At 62.4% G+C, this 16,397-nt stretch carries 23 protein-coding genes and 2 pseudogenes; 18 read left to right on the forward strand and 7 right to left on the reverse strand.

The features are described 5' to 3' along the window. Positions 1 to 46: 46 nt before the first annotated feature. The 11 genes and pseudogenes from ACMC5O_RS11380 to ACMC5O_RS11430 all read left to right on the forward strand — a co-directional run bounded on the left by ACMC5O_RS11380 (position 47) and on the right by ACMC5O_RS11430 (position 9,749). On the forward strand, positions 47 to 1,225 hold the full coding sequence (locus ACMC5O_RS11380; protein WP_187708685.1) for a hypothetical protein: 1,179 nt from the start codon (positions 47 to 49) through the stop codon (positions 1,223 to 1,225). A gap of 103 nt (positions 1,226 to 1,328) precedes the next feature. Beyond that, the gene (locus ACMC5O_RS11385; RefSeq protein WP_426692881.1) at positions 1,329 to 4,166 is read left to right on the forward strand and encodes a M16 family metallopeptidase; all 2,838 of its coding nucleotides are present in this window, start codon (positions 1,329 to 1,331) and stop codon (positions 4,164 to 4,166) included. 286 nt (positions 4,167 to 4,452) lie between these two features. Further along, positions 4,453 to 4,986 carry a pyridoxamine 5'-phosphate oxidase family protein gene (locus ACMC5O_RS11390; protein ID WP_426692882.1) on the forward strand — a complete coding sequence of 178 codons (534 nt, stop codon included), beginning with the start codon at positions 4,453 to 4,455 and terminating at the stop codon, positions 4,984 to 4,986. A 203-nt stretch (positions 4,987 to 5,189) separates the two neighbouring features. Then, positions 5,190 to 6,590, forward strand: coding sequence for a sensor histidine kinase (locus ACMC5O_RS11395; RefSeq protein WP_426692883.1), 1,401 nt, complete (start codon positions 5,190 to 5,192; stop codon positions 6,588 to 6,590). Then, complete coding sequence (locus tag ACMC5O_RS11400; RefSeq protein WP_187708683.1) at positions 6,581 to 6,949, forward strand: response regulator; 369 nt, start codon at positions 6,581 to 6,583, stop codon at positions 6,947 to 6,949. Before ACMC5O_RS11395 ends, ACMC5O_RS11400 begins: the two co-directional genes overlap by 10 nt. 392 nt (positions 6,950 to 7,341) lie before the next feature. Then, a complete protein-coding gene (locus ACMC5O_RS11405) occupies positions 7,342 to 7,722 on the forward strand; it encodes an ArsR/SmtB family transcription factor (protein WP_426692884.1) in 381 nt (126 codons plus the stop codon). Then, positions 7,719 to 8,159, forward strand: a complete 441-nt coding sequence (locus ACMC5O_RS11410; protein ID WP_187708682.1) for an ArsI/CadI family heavy metal resistance metalloenzyme — start codon at positions 7,719 to 7,721, stop codon at positions 8,157 to 8,159. The genes ACMC5O_RS11405 and ACMC5O_RS11410 overlap by 4 nt, the downstream gene beginning before the upstream one ends. Continuing rightward, positions 8,156 to 8,269, forward strand: a pseudogene (locus tag ACMC5O_RS11415) (arsenate reductase ArsC); the annotation flags it as partial. The gene ACMC5O_RS11410 and the pseudogene ACMC5O_RS11415, both read left to right, overlap by 4 nt. A 64-nt stretch (positions 8,270 to 8,333) precedes the next feature. Next, complete coding sequence (locus tag ACMC5O_RS11420; protein ID WP_187708681.1) at positions 8,334 to 8,996, forward strand: aquaporin; 663 nt, start codon at positions 8,334 to 8,336, stop codon at positions 8,994 to 8,996. Positions 8,997 to 9,246: 250 nt separating this feature from the next. Beyond that, on the forward strand, positions 9,247 to 9,486 hold the full coding sequence (locus ACMC5O_RS11425) for a hypothetical protein (protein WP_187708680.1): 240 nt from the start codon (positions 9,247 to 9,249) through the stop codon (positions 9,484 to 9,486). A 14-nt stretch (positions 9,487 to 9,500) separates the two neighbouring features. Beyond that, on the forward strand, positions 9,501 to 9,749 hold the full coding sequence (locus ACMC5O_RS11430) for a hypothetical protein (protein ID WP_187708679.1): 249 nt from the start codon (positions 9,501 to 9,503) through the stop codon (positions 9,747 to 9,749). Between the two features lie 151 nt (positions 9,750 to 9,900). Here ACMC5O_RS11430 and ACMC5O_RS11435 read toward each other — a convergent pair whose 3' ends face one another. Genes ACMC5O_RS11435 through ACMC5O_RS11445 form a run of 3 tightly spaced genes read right to left on the reverse strand, consistent with a single transcriptional unit; the run spans position 9,901 to position 10,540 of the window. Beyond that, positions 9,901 to 10,128 carry a hypothetical protein gene (locus tag ACMC5O_RS11435; protein ID WP_187708678.1) on the reverse strand — a complete coding sequence of 76 codons (228 nt, stop codon included), beginning with the start codon at positions 10,126 to 10,128 and terminating at the stop codon, positions 9,901 to 9,903. An 8-nt stretch (positions 10,129 to 10,136) separates the two neighbouring features. After that, a complete protein-coding gene (locus ACMC5O_RS11440; protein ID WP_187708677.1) occupies positions 10,137 to 10,370 on the reverse strand; it encodes a hypothetical protein in 234 nt (77 codons plus the stop codon). Continuing rightward, complete coding sequence (locus ACMC5O_RS11445; protein ID WP_187708676.1) at positions 10,367 to 10,540, reverse strand: hypothetical protein; 174 nt, start codon at positions 10,538 to 10,540, stop codon at positions 10,367 to 10,369. Before ACMC5O_RS11445 ends, ACMC5O_RS11440 begins: the two co-directional genes overlap by 4 nt. Between ACMC5O_RS11445 and ACMC5O_RS11450 the strand changes: the two genes are divergently transcribed. Then, positions 10,539 to 10,904: a hypothetical protein gene (locus ACMC5O_RS11450; protein ID WP_187708675.1), complete on the forward strand. Its 366-nt coding sequence runs from the start codon at positions 10,539 to 10,541 to the stop codon at positions 10,902 to 10,904. The two genes, ACMC5O_RS11445 and ACMC5O_RS11450, sit on opposite strands and share 2 nt — an antisense overlap. A gap of 11 nt (positions 10,905 to 10,915) precedes the next feature. Here ACMC5O_RS11450 and ACMC5O_RS11455 read toward each other — a convergent pair whose 3' ends face one another. After that, positions 10,916 to 11,074 (reverse strand): hypothetical protein, encoded by a 159-nt coding sequence (locus ACMC5O_RS11455; RefSeq protein WP_187708674.1) that lies wholly within the window; start codon positions 11,072 to 11,074, stop codon positions 10,916 to 10,918. A 283-nt stretch (positions 11,075 to 11,357) separates the two neighbouring features. On the opposite strand from ACMC5O_RS11455, the pseudogene ACMC5O_RS11460 reads away from it, so the two are divergent. From ACMC5O_RS11460 to ACMC5O_RS11485, 6 genes and pseudogenes are all read left to right on the forward strand, one after another. Beyond that, a pseudogene (locus tag ACMC5O_RS11460) lies at positions 11,358 to 11,555 on the forward strand (cold-shock protein); the annotation flags it as partial. Between the two features lie 253 nt (positions 11,556 to 11,808). Beyond that, a complete protein-coding gene (locus ACMC5O_RS11465; protein WP_426692885.1) occupies positions 11,809 to 11,943 on the forward strand; it encodes a hypothetical protein in 135 nt (44 codons plus the stop codon). A 47-nt stretch (positions 11,944 to 11,990) separates the two neighbouring features. Continuing rightward, entirely contained in the window at positions 11,991 to 12,134 is a 144-nt protein-coding gene (locus tag ACMC5O_RS11470; RefSeq protein WP_187708671.1) for a hypothetical protein, read from the forward strand. Positions 12,135 to 12,137: 3 nt separating this feature from the next. After that, positions 12,138 to 12,401, forward strand: coding sequence for a translation initiation factor IF-1 (infA, locus tag ACMC5O_RS11475; RefSeq protein WP_187708670.1), 264 nt, complete (start codon positions 12,138 to 12,140; stop codon positions 12,399 to 12,401). A 481-nt stretch (positions 12,402 to 12,882) separates the two neighbouring features. Further along, a complete protein-coding gene (locus ACMC5O_RS11480) occupies positions 12,883 to 13,272 on the forward strand; it encodes a hypothetical protein (RefSeq protein WP_187708669.1) in 390 nt (129 codons plus the stop codon). 424 nt (positions 13,273 to 13,696) lie between these two features. After that, entirely contained in the window at positions 13,697 to 14,101 is a 405-nt protein-coding gene (locus ACMC5O_RS11485) for a hypothetical protein (RefSeq protein ID WP_426692886.1), read from the forward strand. Here the strand turns inward: ACMC5O_RS11485 and ACMC5O_RS11490 are convergent. From ACMC5O_RS11490 to purE, 3 genes are read right to left on the reverse strand one after another with little or no spacing between them, the layout of a single operon-like run. Then, a complete protein-coding gene (locus ACMC5O_RS11490) occupies positions 14,098 to 14,835 on the reverse strand; it encodes a glutathione S-transferase family protein (protein ID WP_426692887.1) in 738 nt (245 codons plus the stop codon). The genes ACMC5O_RS11485 and ACMC5O_RS11490 overlap by 4 nt on opposite strands. Beyond that, a complete protein-coding gene (locus ACMC5O_RS11495; protein ID WP_426692888.1) occupies positions 14,832 to 15,893 on the reverse strand; it encodes a 5-(carboxyamino)imidazole ribonucleotide synthase in 1,062 nt (353 codons plus the stop codon). The genes ACMC5O_RS11490 and ACMC5O_RS11495 overlap by 4 nt, the downstream gene beginning before the upstream one ends. Next, on the reverse strand, positions 15,890 to 16,372 hold the full coding sequence (gene purE, locus ACMC5O_RS11500) for a 5-(carboxyamino)imidazole ribonucleotide mutase (protein ID WP_187710003.1): 483 nt from the start codon (positions 16,370 to 16,372) through the stop codon (positions 15,890 to 15,892). Before purE ends, ACMC5O_RS11495 begins: the two co-directional genes overlap by 4 nt. Positions 16,373 to 16,397 lie beyond the last annotated feature (25 nt).

Consider the following 16,397-nt stretch of genomic DNA (forward strand, 5'->3'; position numbering starts at 1 on the left):
GAGCGCGAGAGCGTTGGATAAGCGCCGCTCACAAGGGGGCTTGTCGATGAAGCGATTCAGCATCCTGGTTGCAGGTATGTGTGCGGCTACATGCGGTGCGGCGGTTTATGCCGCGGCGCCCGCGAAGGGCCCGCCCCCGCCTCCGCCGATTGCCAATTATTATATGGATGCGGCCACCGTCGGCGGCTTCGGCGGCATGATGGGCGGCGAGGGCCGGCCGAGCATGGCGCAGATGATGGGCATGATGTCGGGCAATGCGCCTGCATATTCGCACACGCTCGAACTGAGACTTGCGTCACGGACCAAGGCGCCTGCGGCGCCGGAGGCGAACCACTTGATCCCGCCGGGACTGCAGATGGGGCCGAGCCTTCCGCTGATCGCTCCGGCCAGTCCGAAGCCCGCAACGCAGACCTATCCCTATCAGCAGCCGAAGGGCCGGATGGTCATCTACTGGGGTTGCGGCGAGCATGTCGGCGCTGGACAGCCGACCGTCATCGACTTCGCCAAGGTTGCCGCGGGACAAATGCCGCCGGGGATGGCGAACATGGCCAATTATGCGCGCATGGCGAACATCCCGCACAGCGCCCCAGGCTATGGTGAATGGCCGAACAAGCAGGACCGGCGGCCGTTGCCGGTGAACGGCTCGCTTGTTGGAGCGCACAAGGTGGAGGGCAATTACTCACCACCGATCGCCTTCACGCTCGGTCAGGACTTCATGCCGGCATTGAACCTGCGGGAGCTAGGCTCGCTTCCGTCGGGCGCGGCCCAGCTCGGCTGGACTCCGGCCGCGAGCGCGACCGGCTATGCGCTCGCGATGTTCGGCTCGGCCCAGAATGGCGACGTGCTGATGTGGAGTTCGTCGAAGAGCGCGGCGATGGCCACGATGCTGGACTATATCTCGCCGTCCGAAGTGAAGCGCCTGATCGGCACAGGCCACGTCCTCAGCCCGCAGACGACGCAGTGCACGCTTCCGTCGGAAGTCGTCAAGGCGTCCCCCGCCGGGATGATCATGATGATCGGCTATGGACCCCAGGCCTATTTCGCCGAGGCTCCCAAGGCACCGAAATGGACGGCCACGGCCCGCTTCAAGACGGTTTCGTCGATCATGCTGGGAATGCCGCAGATGGGCGGCCAAGACGGCGCGGCGTCGGGGCAGCCGCAGCCCAAGAAAAAGAAGAAGTTCGGCATCGGCGACGTGCTGAAGGGCGCCATTCCGGGCCAGTAATATCCGTTCATCGACCTAGGCCGCCCGTCCGTCGAAGCGCCTTGCGCTCGCGAGGCGGCCCCGTACAGCTGTCGGCCCAAGTCCGAGGGGAGCCAAGAGTCTCATGAACAACAACAATCGTCTCGCCGTCCTGCTTGCGGGCGTGTCGTTGCTCGCAGCCTGCGCGACCGCACCGCGCACCGCCGAGATGCTGCCGCCGGCAGCGACCGAGGCGGTTGCACCGCTCGCTCCCGCGGAGCCCGCTCCTCTTTCGAGCCTGGTCAGCGAAGTCCAGCTCCCGCACGAATCCTTCAAGCTCGACAACGGCCTGACGGTGCTGGTGCACGAGGACCACAAGGCGCCCGTCGTCGCGTTCGGGGTCTGGTACAACGTCGGGTCGAAGGACGAGCCGAAGGGCAATACCGGCTTCGCCCATCTGTTCGAGCATTTGATGTTCTACGGATCGGACAACGTCCGCGAAGGCATCCTGCCGTTCCTTCAGAAGATCGGCGCCTCAGACGCCAACGGCACAACCTGGTTCGACCGCACGAACTATTACGAGACGGTGCCCAAGCCGAACCTCGAGCGGGCGCTGTTCATGGAATCCGACCGCATGGGCTATCTGCTCGCGGCGATCGACCAGAAGCGGCTCGATACGCAGCGCGGCGTCGTCCAGAATGAGAAGCGCGAAGGCGACAACCAACCGAAGGGCCTGGTCGAGTATGAGCAACTCGGGAACCTGTTCCCCGAGGGGCATCCCTACCATCACTCCACCATCGGCTCGATGGCCGACCTCGACGGCGCAAGCCTTGCCGACGTGAAGCGCTGGTTCATCGACAAGTACGGTCCGAACAACGCAATCGTCTCGCTGTCGGGCGACATCACTGTCACCGAGGCCAAGACGCTGATGCAAAAATATTTCGGCGCCATCCCGCGCGGCCCGGTCAACAATCCGGCGGCGGCCGACGTGCCGACCCTGGCCGCACCGAAGACGATCGTGATGAAGGACCGGGTGCCGGCCGTAGAGCTGCAGCGCCATTGGGCGGTTCCGGGACTCCAGTCTCCGCAGCTCGAAGCGCTTGATCTCGGCGCGTCCGTTCTCGGCGGGCTCGCCAGCTCGCGGCTCGACCGGATCCTGGTCCGTGAAGAGAAGATCGCGACCTCGGTGTCGGCGAACATGCAGCCGTTCCATCGCATCGGCCTCATGGAAATCGATGCGACGGTGAAGCCGGGCGTCGACCCGGCGCTAGTCGACAAGAGGCTCGACGAGATCATCGCGGATTATCTCGCCAATGGCCCGACCGAGGACGAGCTTCGCCGCGCCGCGACGAAGATCGTGGGCTCATATATTCGCGGCATCGAGAATGTCTCGACCCAGAACGAGGCGCTTGCGGAAGGTCTTCTCTACAACGGCGACAGCAACTTCTACGCGCGCAACCTCCAGCGCTATGCGTCGGTCACGCCCGCAGAAGTGAAGGCGGCGATGCAGCAATGGCTCGGTCGGCCCGTGCTGAAGATCAACATCGAGCCCGGTGAGCGCCCCCCCTATGTCGAGGCAACGGGGAAGAAGCCCAAGAAAGGCGCCGACATCAAGGTCGCTTCGGTCAAGCGCGACATGCCGCCGCAAGGCGCGTCGGAGCCGCTCGACTTCCCGGACGTGACGCACGTCACTTTGTCGAATGGAATCAAGCTGGCCTACGCGCAGCGCACCGCGGCGCCGCTGACGCAGATCGCACTGGCCTTCGACGCCGGCTACTCGGCCGATGCGCCCGGTCGCCGCGGCCTCCAGAACATGGTCGTCCAGATGCTCGACGAGGGCACACCGACGCGCTCGGCCCAGCAGATTGCCGAGGAGAAGGAGCGTCTCGGCGCGATCCTCGGCGCCGCCGGGAGTGCGGACCGGACGACCGTGACCTTGTCAGCGTTGAGCGCCAATCTGACGCCAAGCCTCGCACTGATGTCGGACATCGTGCGCAATCCCGCATTCGATCCGGCCGAGGTCGAGCGTGTCCGAACCCAGCTTGTGACCGCGGTTCGGCAGGCCAAGTCGAACCCGAACAACATGGCCCAGCGTGAATATATGCGGCAGATTTTCGGCGCGTCGCACCCATACGGAACGACTCCGATCGGCGACGAAGAAGCCATCAAGGTCTTCAGCCGCGACGACCTCCTCGCCTTCCAGGAGCAGTGGCTTCGACCCGACAAGGCGGAGTTCTTCGTCGTTTCCGATCGCCCGCTGGCGGAAGTGCAGGCAGCGCTCGAGAACGTGTTCGGGAGCTGGAAGGCTCCAGCGACGGCCGCCGGCGTGAAGGCATTCGGCCCTGTTCCGGCACGCGCGAAGTCACCGCGCATCGTCTTCGTCAACCGGCCGGGCTCGCCGCAGTCGGTGATCTTCGGTGGTGAGATGACCCCGCTCGATCCGCGTTCCGATCTGACTCCTAGCCTGGCGGGAAGCGATGTCTTCGGCTCCGGAACCTTCTCGCGGATTTGGAACGAGCTTCGCGAGACCAAGGGCTGGGCCTACTCGCCGTACAGCATCCCGGTGATGCGCCAGAACGCGGTTCCGTACCTGATCCAGGCATCGGTCCAGGCCGATCGTACCGGCGATTCCATCGCGACGATAACGGGCCTCCTGCAGGAGCTGCTCGGCCCGAAAAAGGTCAGGCCTGAAGAGCTTGCGATCTCGGTCGCGAGCGCCACCGGCGAGCTTCCCGGCCAGTTCCAGACCAGCGATGCCGTCCTCGCGGGGATGACGTCGAACGCGCTCTACGGCCGTCCCGACAATTATTACGAGACGCTGGCCGACAAGTATCGCGCGCTGACCCCGGCGACGGTGGATCAGGCGCTGGCCAACATGCTCGACCCGAATGCGCTCGTGTTCGTGGTCGTCGGTGATGCGGGAACGGTGAAGCCGCAGCTGGCAAAGCTCGGTCTGCCGGTCGAGGAGGTTCAGCCAAGATAAGCCTGTAGCACCGAGCATAAGGGAGCCATCGCATCGCGATGCTTCCTTACGCGAGAGATGCGGAAGGCCGGCCAGTCTGCGCCAAGCGACAGGGGTCTGACGTCACGGGATTTACTCCCGTGGCGGCTGCGCCGCTGATGTCCGGAATCGGCGGAAAGCGGACGTTCGGGAAATCCCCTATTTGAGAATGACTCGCTCGCATGAGACTACTGGCCCGGACGATAAGGGGCGCGCACGGGGGGAGCCGTTGAACTTAACAGCCCTGTCAGGAAGAACAGGAGGAGCCGTGGAAAATGATGCAATCGAGATACTCGACTCCCACCGCATTATGGCCGTCTCGACCCTGCGGCAGGACGGGTGGCCTCAGACTACGATTGTCGGATATGCGAATGAGGGGCTGACCCTCTATTTTCTAATCTTTCGATCGAGCCAGAAGCTGGCCAACATTCGCAACGACCGGCGTGTGTCCTTTGCGATCGGCGGAGACGCCAGCGATCTTCGCCACGCGACCGCTGTCTATGCAGCGGCTCATGCAGTGGAAATCACCGATGCTAAGGAGCGCGCCCACGGCTGGGAAGTGCTAGTTTCGCGGCACCCTAACCTCGAGGATTTCAATCTGCCGGACAGGAGCAGGGCCGCCATGATCAAGGCTGAATGCAAGCATATGTCGGTCGTCGACTATCGGAAGGGGCTTGGGCACATAGTGGAAATTTCGGTCGGCAATGACGAGACGGCTAAAACTGTCGAGACTCGAACTGAAGAATGGGGCGCGACTGCTGTAAAGCCCGGACTGCTCGGCGGAAAAAAGGGCCGCGGCTAGCGCCACGCAGATCCGGCGGATGTCCGCTTTGGGTCGAGAGCGGACATTAGCAGCGAGTGATGTTCCGCCACCTAGGCAATCTGCGCGACATTCGCCAGCGCGCAAGGTGCCGCATGATCGGCCGAGCCGTCGGAGTTAGCCGACTAGACCGACCAGGCACGTGGCGATAAGGCGTTCAGCGGCCGGGGGGTCGAGAGGTTTCAATGGCCAGCGTACCAGACGTTTCGACCGAACCCGGGCTCGACCTTGGCGATTTCTTCGAGAACGGCACGATCGGGTTGCACTTGGTCGGTCCCGACGGAACGATTCTGAAAGCCAACAAGGCAGATTACGAGCCGCTCGGCTACAGCGCCGAGGAATATATTGGCCAGCCGATCATGCGCTTTCATGCCGATGACGACACGATCAGCGACATCCTAGCTCGTTTGTCCGCTGGCGAGAAGCTGGACAAATATCCCGCGCGGCTGCGTGCGAAGGACGGTTCGATCCGCCATGTCCTGATCTCATCGAGCGTTTGCTTCCGCGACGGTGAGTTCGTGAACACTCGCTGCTTCACGGTCGACGTCACCGAAAAGGTCCGGACCGAGAAGGCGCTTCGCGAAGCGCAGGAGCGGCTGGCGGCGACCTACGACAATGTCCTCGCCGGAATCGCCGAATGCGATGCGGAGGGTCGCTTCCTGCGTGTCAACGACGCCTTCGAGACGATCAGCGGCTATCCCAAGGCCAATCTACTTTCGAAGACATTGTTCGACATCACGCATCCCGACGACGTTGCTGATGAGCGCTCGCAGTTCGCGCGCCAGGTGTCGGGGGAAATCGACCATTATTCGACAACCAAGCGGTACATCCGGCAGGATGGCCGGGTCATCTGGGTTGAGGTGACCAGCTCAACCGTCGGCAATGACGACGGCTCGTTCGGCTACGGCGTGCGGATGGTCCAGGACATCACCGAGCGCAAACTCGCCGACGAGCAGAAAAAGCTTTTGCTGGCCGAGCTCAACCACCGGGTCAAGAATACGCTCGCGACCGTCCAGGCGCTGGCCGCGCACACCGCCCGGAACGCGACTTCTCCTGAGGATTTCCGCAAGCGCTTCGAGCCGCGGCTGCTCGCACTCAGCGCTGCGCACGACCGGCTGACACGCAACGACTGGCGCGGCGCGAACCTTGCCGACATCGTCGCCGGCGAGTTGACCGCCCACGACGTGCCCGGGGCAATCTCGTGCGAGGGGCCGGACATCATCCTGCCGCCGCGCGTCAGCCTGTCGCTCAGCATGGCGCTTCACGAGCTTTCGACCAATGCGCTGAAATACGGCGCGCTGTCCGTCCCGAGCGGCAAGGTCCATGTCGAATGGCGCGTCGCGCGCGATCCGTCCTCACCGTACCCGACCGGTGTCGAGCTACGCTGGAGCGAGAGCGGCGGCCCCAGGGCCACGGCGCCGGACGGCGAGGGGTTTGGCAGCCGCCTGCTGCGCGTCACCGCCGCCGAGCTGAAGGGAAAACTCGACACCGACTGGGCCGCAGACGGCCTCCAATGGCGCCTGTCGTTCCCGCTCCAATCCGGTGATTTCGATTTGGGCGAGAAACAAGCGACGGCATGGATTTGATCGGCAAGCGCGTGCTGGTCGTAGAGGACGAGGCGATCCTTGCGATGTCCGTCGAGGACATGATCCACGAGCTTGGCTGCGTTGTCGTCGGCCCGGCTCTTTCGGCGGCTGACGGCGAGCAGCTGGCGCGGACGCAGGCGCTCGATGCCGCGGTGCTCGACATCAACATGGGCGAAAGCTCGAGCTTTGCGATCGCCACCGCATTGCACGAGCGGGCGATCCCGTTTGGCTTCGCGACCGGCTACGGTCGCACCGGCGTACCGGCGGAATTCGCCAGCGTGCCGGTGCTTGCTAAGCCCTATACCGGCGAGGCCCTGGGCGAGATGCTAAGGCGACTGTTCGCGGTCGGCCGCGCATGAGCCGGGAACCGATTCCTAAGTGCTCTCGTCGAGAACGAAGTGCGCCAGGCAACGCAAGCGGACCTAAGCCGCGAATATCTAAATAGGTCAAAAAGCGGCTCTCTTCGACCATGTCACTCAGAATCTCACAACTGCGCTGATCGTTCGTTGCTTTCGCCAAGCGGCGGCGATGCTCCGCCTTCGTCGGCGTGATCCTTTAGTGAGATCGGAGCGGTGCGCCTGCTGTCCAATCAGGCAGCACGAAGACGATCATTTCGATGATTATCGAATTGTAGTTGACTAATTGCTCCGCGCCTGTCATTTCGAGTTTTATCGAAAGGACAGGCTATGCGCTTGATCGCTGATATCTTTGCTCGATTGCTCGCGGTTCTGACCGAGCCTCCTCCCGCGCCTTGCTGCGCTGCCGCTATCCGCTGGTCGAACTTCCGCTAATGAAGAGCGACAATGCCGTAGGGGCGCTTGCCGCCCTCGCTCAGGAAAATCGGCTCAAGTTGTTCCGCCTGCTCGTTCAAGCAGGAGACAAGGGCCTCGCGGCTGGCGCGATTGCCGACGCGCTCGGCGTTCCCAACAGTTCGCTGTCTTTCCACCTCGCGCAGCTGCGCAACGCAGGCCTGATTCTGCAAGAACGGCAACACCGGTCTCTCATCTATCGTGCCAACTATCCCGCAATGAATGCGCTCGTCGCTTACCTCATGGAAAATTGCTGTACCGGAATCGACTGCGGCTCCGAGACGGCCTGCGAAACGCCCGCTCAAGAAAGGAAATCCGCATGAAGCGTCTGCACGTCCACGTCGGTGTCGAAGACCTCAGTCACTCGATCCGCTTCTATTCCACTCTCTTTGGCGCGGAGCCGACCGTCACCAAGCCCGACTATGCAAAGTGGATGCTTGACGATCCGCGTGTGAACTTCGCGATCTCGCAAGGTAATCATGCTCGCAAGGGTATCGAGCACCTCGGCATCCAGGTCGATAATGCTGCCGAACTTTCGGAGGTCTATGGGCGCTTGAAGGAGGCCGATCGTCCCGTGCTCGAGGAGGGTCAGACGACTTGCTGCTACGCAAAGTCTGAGAAGAGCTGGATATCCGACCCGGACGGAATCATCTGGGAGGCGTTCTTCACGAACGGCAAAGCTACGTCTTACGGCGATAGCCCTGCGCTCGATACGCTGGCCAGCAGCGACTCCCAATGCTGTGCGCCGAGAGTGGCATGACAAGGACCTACAACGTCCTGTTTCTTTGCGCGGGGAACTCGGCTCGATCGATTTTTGCCGAAGCGATTTTGAACAAGGATGGCGCAGGGCGTTTCCGAGCCTACTCGGCCGAGCCAAGTCTGCAGACACCGCTTCGCGAGATTGGCCGAAGCGCCGACCAGAACGCCGGCTGACATGCCGCCTCTTGGCAGCAGGCTGGGCGCAGAAGGCGTCGGCTCGTTCTTCCTGTTCGCCTGCGTGATCGGCTCGGGCATCATGGCTGAGAATCTGTCAGGCGGGAACTACGCCGTTGCTCTACTTGGCAACTCCATCGCGACCGGTGCGATCCTCTTTGTTCTAATCACGATGCTTGGGCCAATCTCCGGAGCGCATATGAATCCGGCGGTCAGTCTCGTTGCGGCCTCGCGCCGCGAATTGCCGTGGACGGATGCCGCAGCCTACATCGCCGCCCAGCTATCGTTCGGAATATCCGGCGTTTGGGCGGCGCATCTAATGTTTGACCTTCCGGCGCTCCAGCTTTCCGGAAAAGCTCGAACCGGACCGGGTCAATGGACCGGCGAAGTAATCGCAACGTTCGGACTGGTCCTGACCATCCTGGGAACTGTGAAACACCGTCGCGAATGGGTGCCCGTCTCCGTCGCGCTGTACATCACGGCTGCCTATTGGTTCACTTCTTCCACCAGCTTCGCCAATCCGGCCATCACCATTGCGCGAAGCTTGTCGGACACGTTCGCCGGCATTTCTCCGCATGATGTTCCGCTCTTCATCGTCGCCCAGTTGACGGGCGCAGCACTCGCTTCACTTGCAGCCAGATGGCTATTCCCGACCGAAGCCTGATATCCGTTTCAGGTGGAAAGCGGACGTCAGTTCTCCCGCGCATCTCGCGAGATAGCGAATGTCGGCCGCGCCGGCAGTTTTGTAATGTTTGTGGCAGTGCGGTCTAAAATTCTGCCCCTGCAGTAACTACCTGTAGAGTTGCGCAGCGAAAGCCGCCTCCCCTCCCAATGAGGAGAAGAAAATGACGAGCCGCCCCGAAGAGCCGATGCGCCCTTTTAGCCCATTTCGGTCGGCCGCTGAGGAATCGGATATGAAAAGGGAAGCGCAACGCCGGGACGACGAAGGCGGCCATATGAGCTGCACCGGCGGCAGGATTGTGCGTAATGTGGGCGCGCGCATGCCCTATACGGTTGTCCTCACTCTGCCAGGCGGCGAGACAAGACAGCGTGATTTCCCGACGATGCAGGAGGCCGAAGCCTTCGTCCGGCGCAATACGCCTCTGCCGGCTTCCAGATCGACACTGCACGACCACGGCGAGGAAGGTGCGTGATGTGGGGATCCACCATGGATGAAGAAACCGCACATGTTATCCTAGACGCGCAGGCCGACATCATCGCGTTGCGTGCGGCAATGAAAATGCTGCTGCGCCAGACGTATGGAATTGGCGATCAGGCACTGGGCGTAATTCGCGAAGAGGCATTGGCTGGCGTTGAGAATGGTCTCGATGGTGACGAACCGGACGAGCGTGAGCGATATTTCCAAGAAGCCCTGCGCGAAGCGATGACAGATCTTCTGACACCGATGAGGGCCTGACGACTGCCCTTTTTGGAAGCGAGTGCAGATAAGCGACAGCGGACTTGCACATCGGCAGCAGCCTGATTTGATGCAGAGGCTTCCAGGGATACTTTGAGAGTGACGGGGTCCTAGCGGATAGTGCGCTTTCAGACCGTTTCTGGTGACCTCATCACGGACGCCCGCGCGGCCGCCTGGCGACCTCGAGCTCCAAATCGACGACGAGGCGTCTCAGCTCGTCAGAGGGCAAGGCGGCACAGGATGCGAGCTGGTTTTGGGCGTGCTTAATGAGGTCAGACCAGAACTTCACCGTATCGGTGTGCACCGGACGATCACGCAAACGATTTGCGCTGCGAATGGCCGAAATCAAATTGCCTTCGGTGCTACCGTGCAACTGCATCCTAGCTCCTAACTCCTTGCGACGAAGCCCCAACCGGGACCATGCCGCTCGCGCGCTGCATTGTCCTTCATCAGGTTCTTCGTCAGCTTTCGCCGCATCGTGTCGGCCCCCTCGACGCTCATGCATACGAGCCTCGTTCCCCCGCAGGGAAGCGACTTGATCGCCGAAATCCCGACCTTGGCTTCAAGACACTGAGCTACCACGAACCCTTCGCTCACATTGAGGTACATCGCCCGGCTCATTCGGCCGCCCCGCGCTTCGCCGCAGCGATTGCGTCATGGGCATTCGTGTAGCGATATCCGCCCCATTCGTAGGACGTGAGTGGAACGGCGGTTATGCCATATTGCGCAAGAAGATCGGATTGAACTTTATTGGCCGGACTTGCTGCTACTGCTTGAGGCTCTTTGCCCATGCGCGGGAAGGCTGGCTTCTCGGGTTCGCTGGCAGATCGTTCGGGAAACGCAGGCATTCTCTTCTCCATTCGAAACAGTTCCGAAGCTCTAGTCATCCAAAGCTCCCATGCCCGGCGCCGCGCGTGGCCTCATGCGAGGCCACAACTGGTCCTGGCGGGCCAGGGCTGCTCGCAGGCGTCCCGGCGCATCATCTCCGTCATCCGGGTCCGTTCGAGCTTCCCGCTCCAGCCTAAAGGCATCGACCTCGAATTGGCTTGCCACCGTCAGAAGCGCAGCCGAGCCGAGTTCGGTCCGGGAATTCCTCGCGAGCCGGCGGCAGCACGTCGCCTGTTCGCGCAACTGGTCCGCTGCCTCGTCGGGTGAGGGCATCGCGATCACCAGGCGCGGGCCCGGACGCTGTTCTTCGCGACGGCGATGAGCGCGGTGTAGGCATCGGCCATCGACTGATGCGCGCGGCGCGACTTGTCGCATGCCGCATTGTCAGCGTGAAATAATGAGACCTGTTGTCGTGTATAGAGATAATTGAGATCCATCTTTCACTCCCAAAACGTAAGCGGGAGCGCAGTCGGTCTCTCAGTCGCGCAAGCCTACCGTACAAAAATCGGCGCGATACGCATTTGTAACATAGTTCGGCTCTCAAGCCTAATAGACAGAATGATTTTCCGCTCGACTTACAATTCTAACCCAGACCTGCTACATATTTTTAGCTACCAGTCGCAATCTGACGGTTTTTGGCGCTTTGCGGCTCCTTTTTCCTTCTCTCGCAGCTCTTAGCAGACGGCGCCGACGTCCGGCGCCCTATGGAAGGAAATCGATATGCCAATTGGCACCGTAAAATTTTTCAACGCATCCAAGGGTTATGGATTCATCCAGCCTGAAGGCGGCGGCAGCGACGCGTTCGTTCACATCAGCGCGGTTGAGCGTTCGGGCCTGACCGGCCTCAACGAAAACCAGCGCGTCTCCTACGATCTTGAACAGGATCGCCGCGGCAAGATGAGCGCCATCAATCTGAAGTCGCCTGAAGAGGCCAAGCCTGAACAGGCCCAGGCCGCGGACCAGGGTGACGCCGGCGAGGCCGAGCCAGAGACCGCTCAGCAGGATCCAAGCCAGCAGGACCTCGAAGAGTCCAAGGCCTGAATCGGGCGCGCTGGATGCCGAAACTGAAATCGGTATCCCGCAGCCCTCTAGAAAGCGGCCTGGCAGCCAATCTGCCGGGCCGCTTTTTACTTTGAAAGAAGAGATCAAATTGGAAGAAGAGGTCAAAGTCGTGCGGAAGTTGAGGGAAAAGCTGACGGACGAGGGTCGACGGGAGCGCGAGAAGCAGGACGCCCGGAAGGCCGCAGAGGGCGAAGACAGGCTGGACGCGATGATCCGGCGAAGCATCGAGCTCCACGGTCCCTGATCGATCGCCTGTTTCCACAAAGCCTCCTTCAATTTGAAAGCTCCGTCATGGCTTCCGCTCACAGCAACATTCACCGGCTTCGCCCGCGGCTGCGGCTGGTGATCGACAATGCCGATCGCAGGCCTTCGCTCGAGGGCCGGGAAGGGCGCCCCGGCCATGACGATCCCACTCCTCATCCGGTCGGAGTTTAGGCCTTGGCGAAAGAAGAGCTGCTGACGATCGAGGGCATCATCGACGAGGTCCTGCCCGACGGCCGGTTCGGAGTGACGCTGGACAACGAGGTCCGGATCATCGCCTACACGGCCGGAAAGATGCGGCGCTACCGCATCCGGTCCATCGTCGGCGACCGCGTCCATGTCGAAATGACGCCCTACGACTTGTCCAAGGGCAGGATCGTCTTCCGGGAAAAGATCGCCGGCCAATCCGGCGCCCCCCGCCGCCGCCACTTCCGCCGATAAATAGAATATTCGGCATACCAAGGCTGCAGTCGGGCTCGCGATCCGCACTGCGTCGGAAGCAAGCATAGCGGTCGGGACGCGCCATTTCGTTAACCTGATCAGGACATAACCTCGACCGGGCCCCGCTAGGCGGTGGCAATTCCATCCGCAAAGCGAAGGCTGAGGCGGGACTACCCGCAGGAGCCTTCATGCACCCTTATCGTCTCTTTGCTCATGACGGCCTGGGCAACTTCAACCTTATCCAGGAATTCAGCGCGCAGAACGATGAGGCCGCCGGGAAGTTCGTGGCCCGCTGGAGCGCCCGCCCGCTGGAGCTCTGGCAATCCTCTCGCAAAGTGAGGTGCTGGCCGACGCAAGACCTAAATAGTGTAGGCATAGAAACTTAAGTAATTTAAGTTCGTTAGTATCGGATCGCGGGCTTCTTGTGTGAGCAGTCTGCGCCTGAGAGACCTCGCGTGCTCCCGCTCGAAAGGGGGACGCGATGCTTAACTCCATGACGATCCTCATCTTTGACGGGAGCGGCTATTCAGGTCTGGACCTGTCTGAGGCTATCGAAGAGTCGGACGGCCGTGTGGCGGGTCCGGTAGCGACGCTTTCCGAAGCCCTCACCATCCTGGATTCCGTCGACGTTGGCGGCGCAATCGTCGATTGCGAGCTTCCAGGCGCGTCCGAAGTCGTCTTGCTCCTCGCCGAGCGCGACGTTCCGCTTGTCATTCAAACGAGCGTCGCGCTGCCGCAGTCACTGGGAGACCTGGGCGAAAGGGCGAGTGTACTGACGCGGCCCGTCGATCCACGGACTCTCCTCGAGACCTTGCTGATCGAGGTCGCCAGATCGGAGCTGCGAGCCTCGAATATGTTAGGGAAGGTCTAGACTGAGGGTCGATTCGATCCTGACGGAACGAGTTCACCCTCGATCATTCTCGCGAACACTATCCCTCGCTCTCCTGTGCCGGACTGCGGATCGATCCCCGTCCTATTGTTCGCATTGGCCGAGCGTGCGCAAGTTGTGGCAAAGGTCGGCAAGCATGCCGTGAATCGAGCGGCTGTCGCTGGTTGCAGCGATTGGGAGCGCTTACGCTCCTCGTTTCCCCGCCGAGAGTAATTTTGCCTGTCTGTCTCCTGCATTTGCGACGATCCGGATGAGTCGATCACCGCCGCGCAAAATTCGATTCCAGGAAATCTATTCCAGACCCAAACCAAGCCATCGGGGGGGACAAGAATGTGGCGCAATCGGAGTTCCGAATGGGGTAGAAGGCGGACATTGCGTCGAGATCAGCCCAAGCTAAGCTGACGTGGTGCCGTTGTTCATTGGAATTGTCCTCGCAGGGGTCGTCGCGGTGTTTGCTCACGCCGTTGGACTCGACCGCGACAAAGCTTTCTACCCGACAGTCCTGATCATCGTCGGAGCCTTTTACGTGCTGTTCGCGGTCATGGCGGGTCGCGGGCCGGGTCTAGTGCCCGAGTTGATCGGCTTCGCGATTTTCGCGGGGCTGGCCGTGGTCGGGTTCCGGACGAGCCTGTGGGTCGCCGCCGCCGGGCTTGCGGCGCACGGGGTGTTCGACTTCGTTCGGTACAACTGGTTTCCGGGACCAGGAGCGCCGGAGTGGTGGCCGGGCTTCTGCGGCGGATATGACGTTGCAGCGGCGATCGCACTCGCTGCGATCCTGCTCAAAGCCAACAAGCCAGCGGACGCCCGCTAAAGGCGCATCATGCCTTTCCGCGGGGTCGGGAGCCCGAGCGATTCCGCGGTCAGCGGCGCTCCGGCATCCAGCAGGGCTTGCCGGCGGCCCCTGATGTCGACTCTGCGCTGGATGTCCTCGAACGGCAGAGTGGAGGCGAAGGCATCGTGCGCAAGCGCTCGCTCGACGAAACTCGCGACACGCGGCCAGCGGGCGGCGTCCGGCCTGAAGTCCGCGTAGGCGGCGTTGCGGAAGAAGCTGGCGATGGCGATGTCCGCCAGACTGAAGTCGCCGAACAGCCAGCCGCGCTCCGGTAGCTCGCCTTCGAGATAGTCGAGCGTCGCGGGAGCGTCCTCGGCCAGCACCTTGGCGATGCGCTGCTGGTCGCCCGGCTCGCTCCAGACCATCGGGTGGACGATCTTCTGGTAGAACAGGCCCCAGATGAAGACGTCGCCGAGGCGCGTGTCGGAATATTCCTCAAGCCAGCGCGCGCGGGCGCGGTCCTTCGGGTCTGCGGGAAGCAGTGGATAGCCGGGACACGCTTCGTCGAGATAGGCGCAGATCACCGAGGAATCGCTTGCGCTGAAGTCGCCGTCGATCAGGACCGGGATGCGACACAGCGGGCTCAGGCGGCGGAACTCGTCATTGCCGAAGAAGGGCGTGATCGGATCGATCTCATAGTCGAGACCCTTGAGGTGCATGCAGGCAAGCACCTTGCGGACGTAGGGGCTGACGAAGCTTCCGATGATCTTCATTTCAGCGTCAACCTGGTGACGTGGCCCATCTTCCGGCCGGGGCGAGCGGCGCCCTTACCATAAATGTGCACGTGGGCGCGCGGGTCGGACAGAAGAGCCTGCCAGCCGTCGATCTCGTCGCCAATGAGGTTGGCCATGACCACCGACGAGGCCGCGAGCGCGGTCGATCCGGGCGGAAGATCGCAGATGGCGCGGATGTGCTGCTCGAACTGCGAAGTGAAGGCGCCCTCGATCGTCCAGTGGCCGCTGTTGTGAACGCGCGGCGCGATCTCGTTGACGACGGGGCCGTCGGCGCTGGCAAAGAATTCGACGGTGAGGACTCCGACATGGTCGAGCGCCTCGGCGATCCCGGCGGCCGCAGCGCGGGCTTCCTCGACCTGATCCGCGATCACGGCGGGAGCGGGAACGGTCGACGTGCGGAGGATGCCTTCGCGGTGGACGTTGTCCGGGCTGTCCCAGAAGGTTGTGCGGCCGTCCGCCCATCGCGCGACGATGACCGAAAATTCGGCGGCGAAGTTGACACCGGCCTCGGCGACCGCGGGCTCCCCGCGGATTGCCTCCCATGCCCCCTCCGCGTCGCCCGAAGAGCGAATCCAGGCTTGGCCCTTGCCATCATAGCCGTAGCGGCGGGTCTTCAGGACGATGGGGACGCCCAGCTCCGCAACTGCGCGCGCCACGTCGTCGAGGCTGGTAACGGAGCGCCACGGGGCGACGCGGGCTCCGGTGCCTTCGATGAACGACTTTTCTTCGGCGCGGTCCTGAGCGACCGCGAGCGACTTTACGCCGGGATGAAGCTTGTCCGCGAGAACGCCCAGCGGACCGACCGGAAGGTTTTCGAATTCGTACGTCGCGACGTCGACCCTTGCTCCGAAAGCTTCCAACGCCGAGCGATCATCGTACGCAGCGCGCGTAAACTCCGCGGCGACATCCGCAGCGCACGGCCGGTCGTGCGGGTCGAGGATGTGGCACCTGTAGCCTAGCTGGGCCGAGGCCATCGCGAGCATCCGGCCGAGCTGGCCGCCGCCGACGATACCGATGGTCGACCCGGGCGGAATCATTCCGGCGTTTCAGCCACCGATTGGGTTTGCTCTTCGCGATAGCGCTCGACGCGAGCAGAGAGCTGGTCGTCAGTGATCGCGAGGATCGACGCTGCGAGAAGGCCTGCATTGACCGCGCCTGCCCGGCCTATAGCAAGGGTGCCGACGGGAACTCCGGCCGGCATCTGGACGATCGACAGCAGGCTATCCATGCCCTTCAGCGCCTGGCTTTCGACCGGCACACCGAGGACCGGGAGGCTGGTCATCGAGGCCGCCATACCCGGAAGATGCGCGGCGCCACCGGCACCGGCGATGATGATCTTGAGGCCCCGCTCCTTCGCCGACGAGGCATAGTCGTAGAGCCGCTTGGGCGTGCGATGGGCGGAGACGACCTTGGTTTCGTGCGCGACCCCGAGCTTGTCGAGCGTCTCGGCGGCGTGGCGCATCGTCTCCCAGTCGGAGCTGCTCCCCATGATGATCCCGACCAGCGGCTGCGCCATCGTACCCATTTAATCCAGCCCAAGG

Origin of the sequence: Sphingomonas sediminicola (assembly GCF_049991885.1) — a bacterium.
GTDB lineage: Bacteria > Pseudomonadota > Alphaproteobacteria > Sphingomonadales > Sphingomonadaceae > Sphingomicrobium > Sphingomicrobium sediminicola.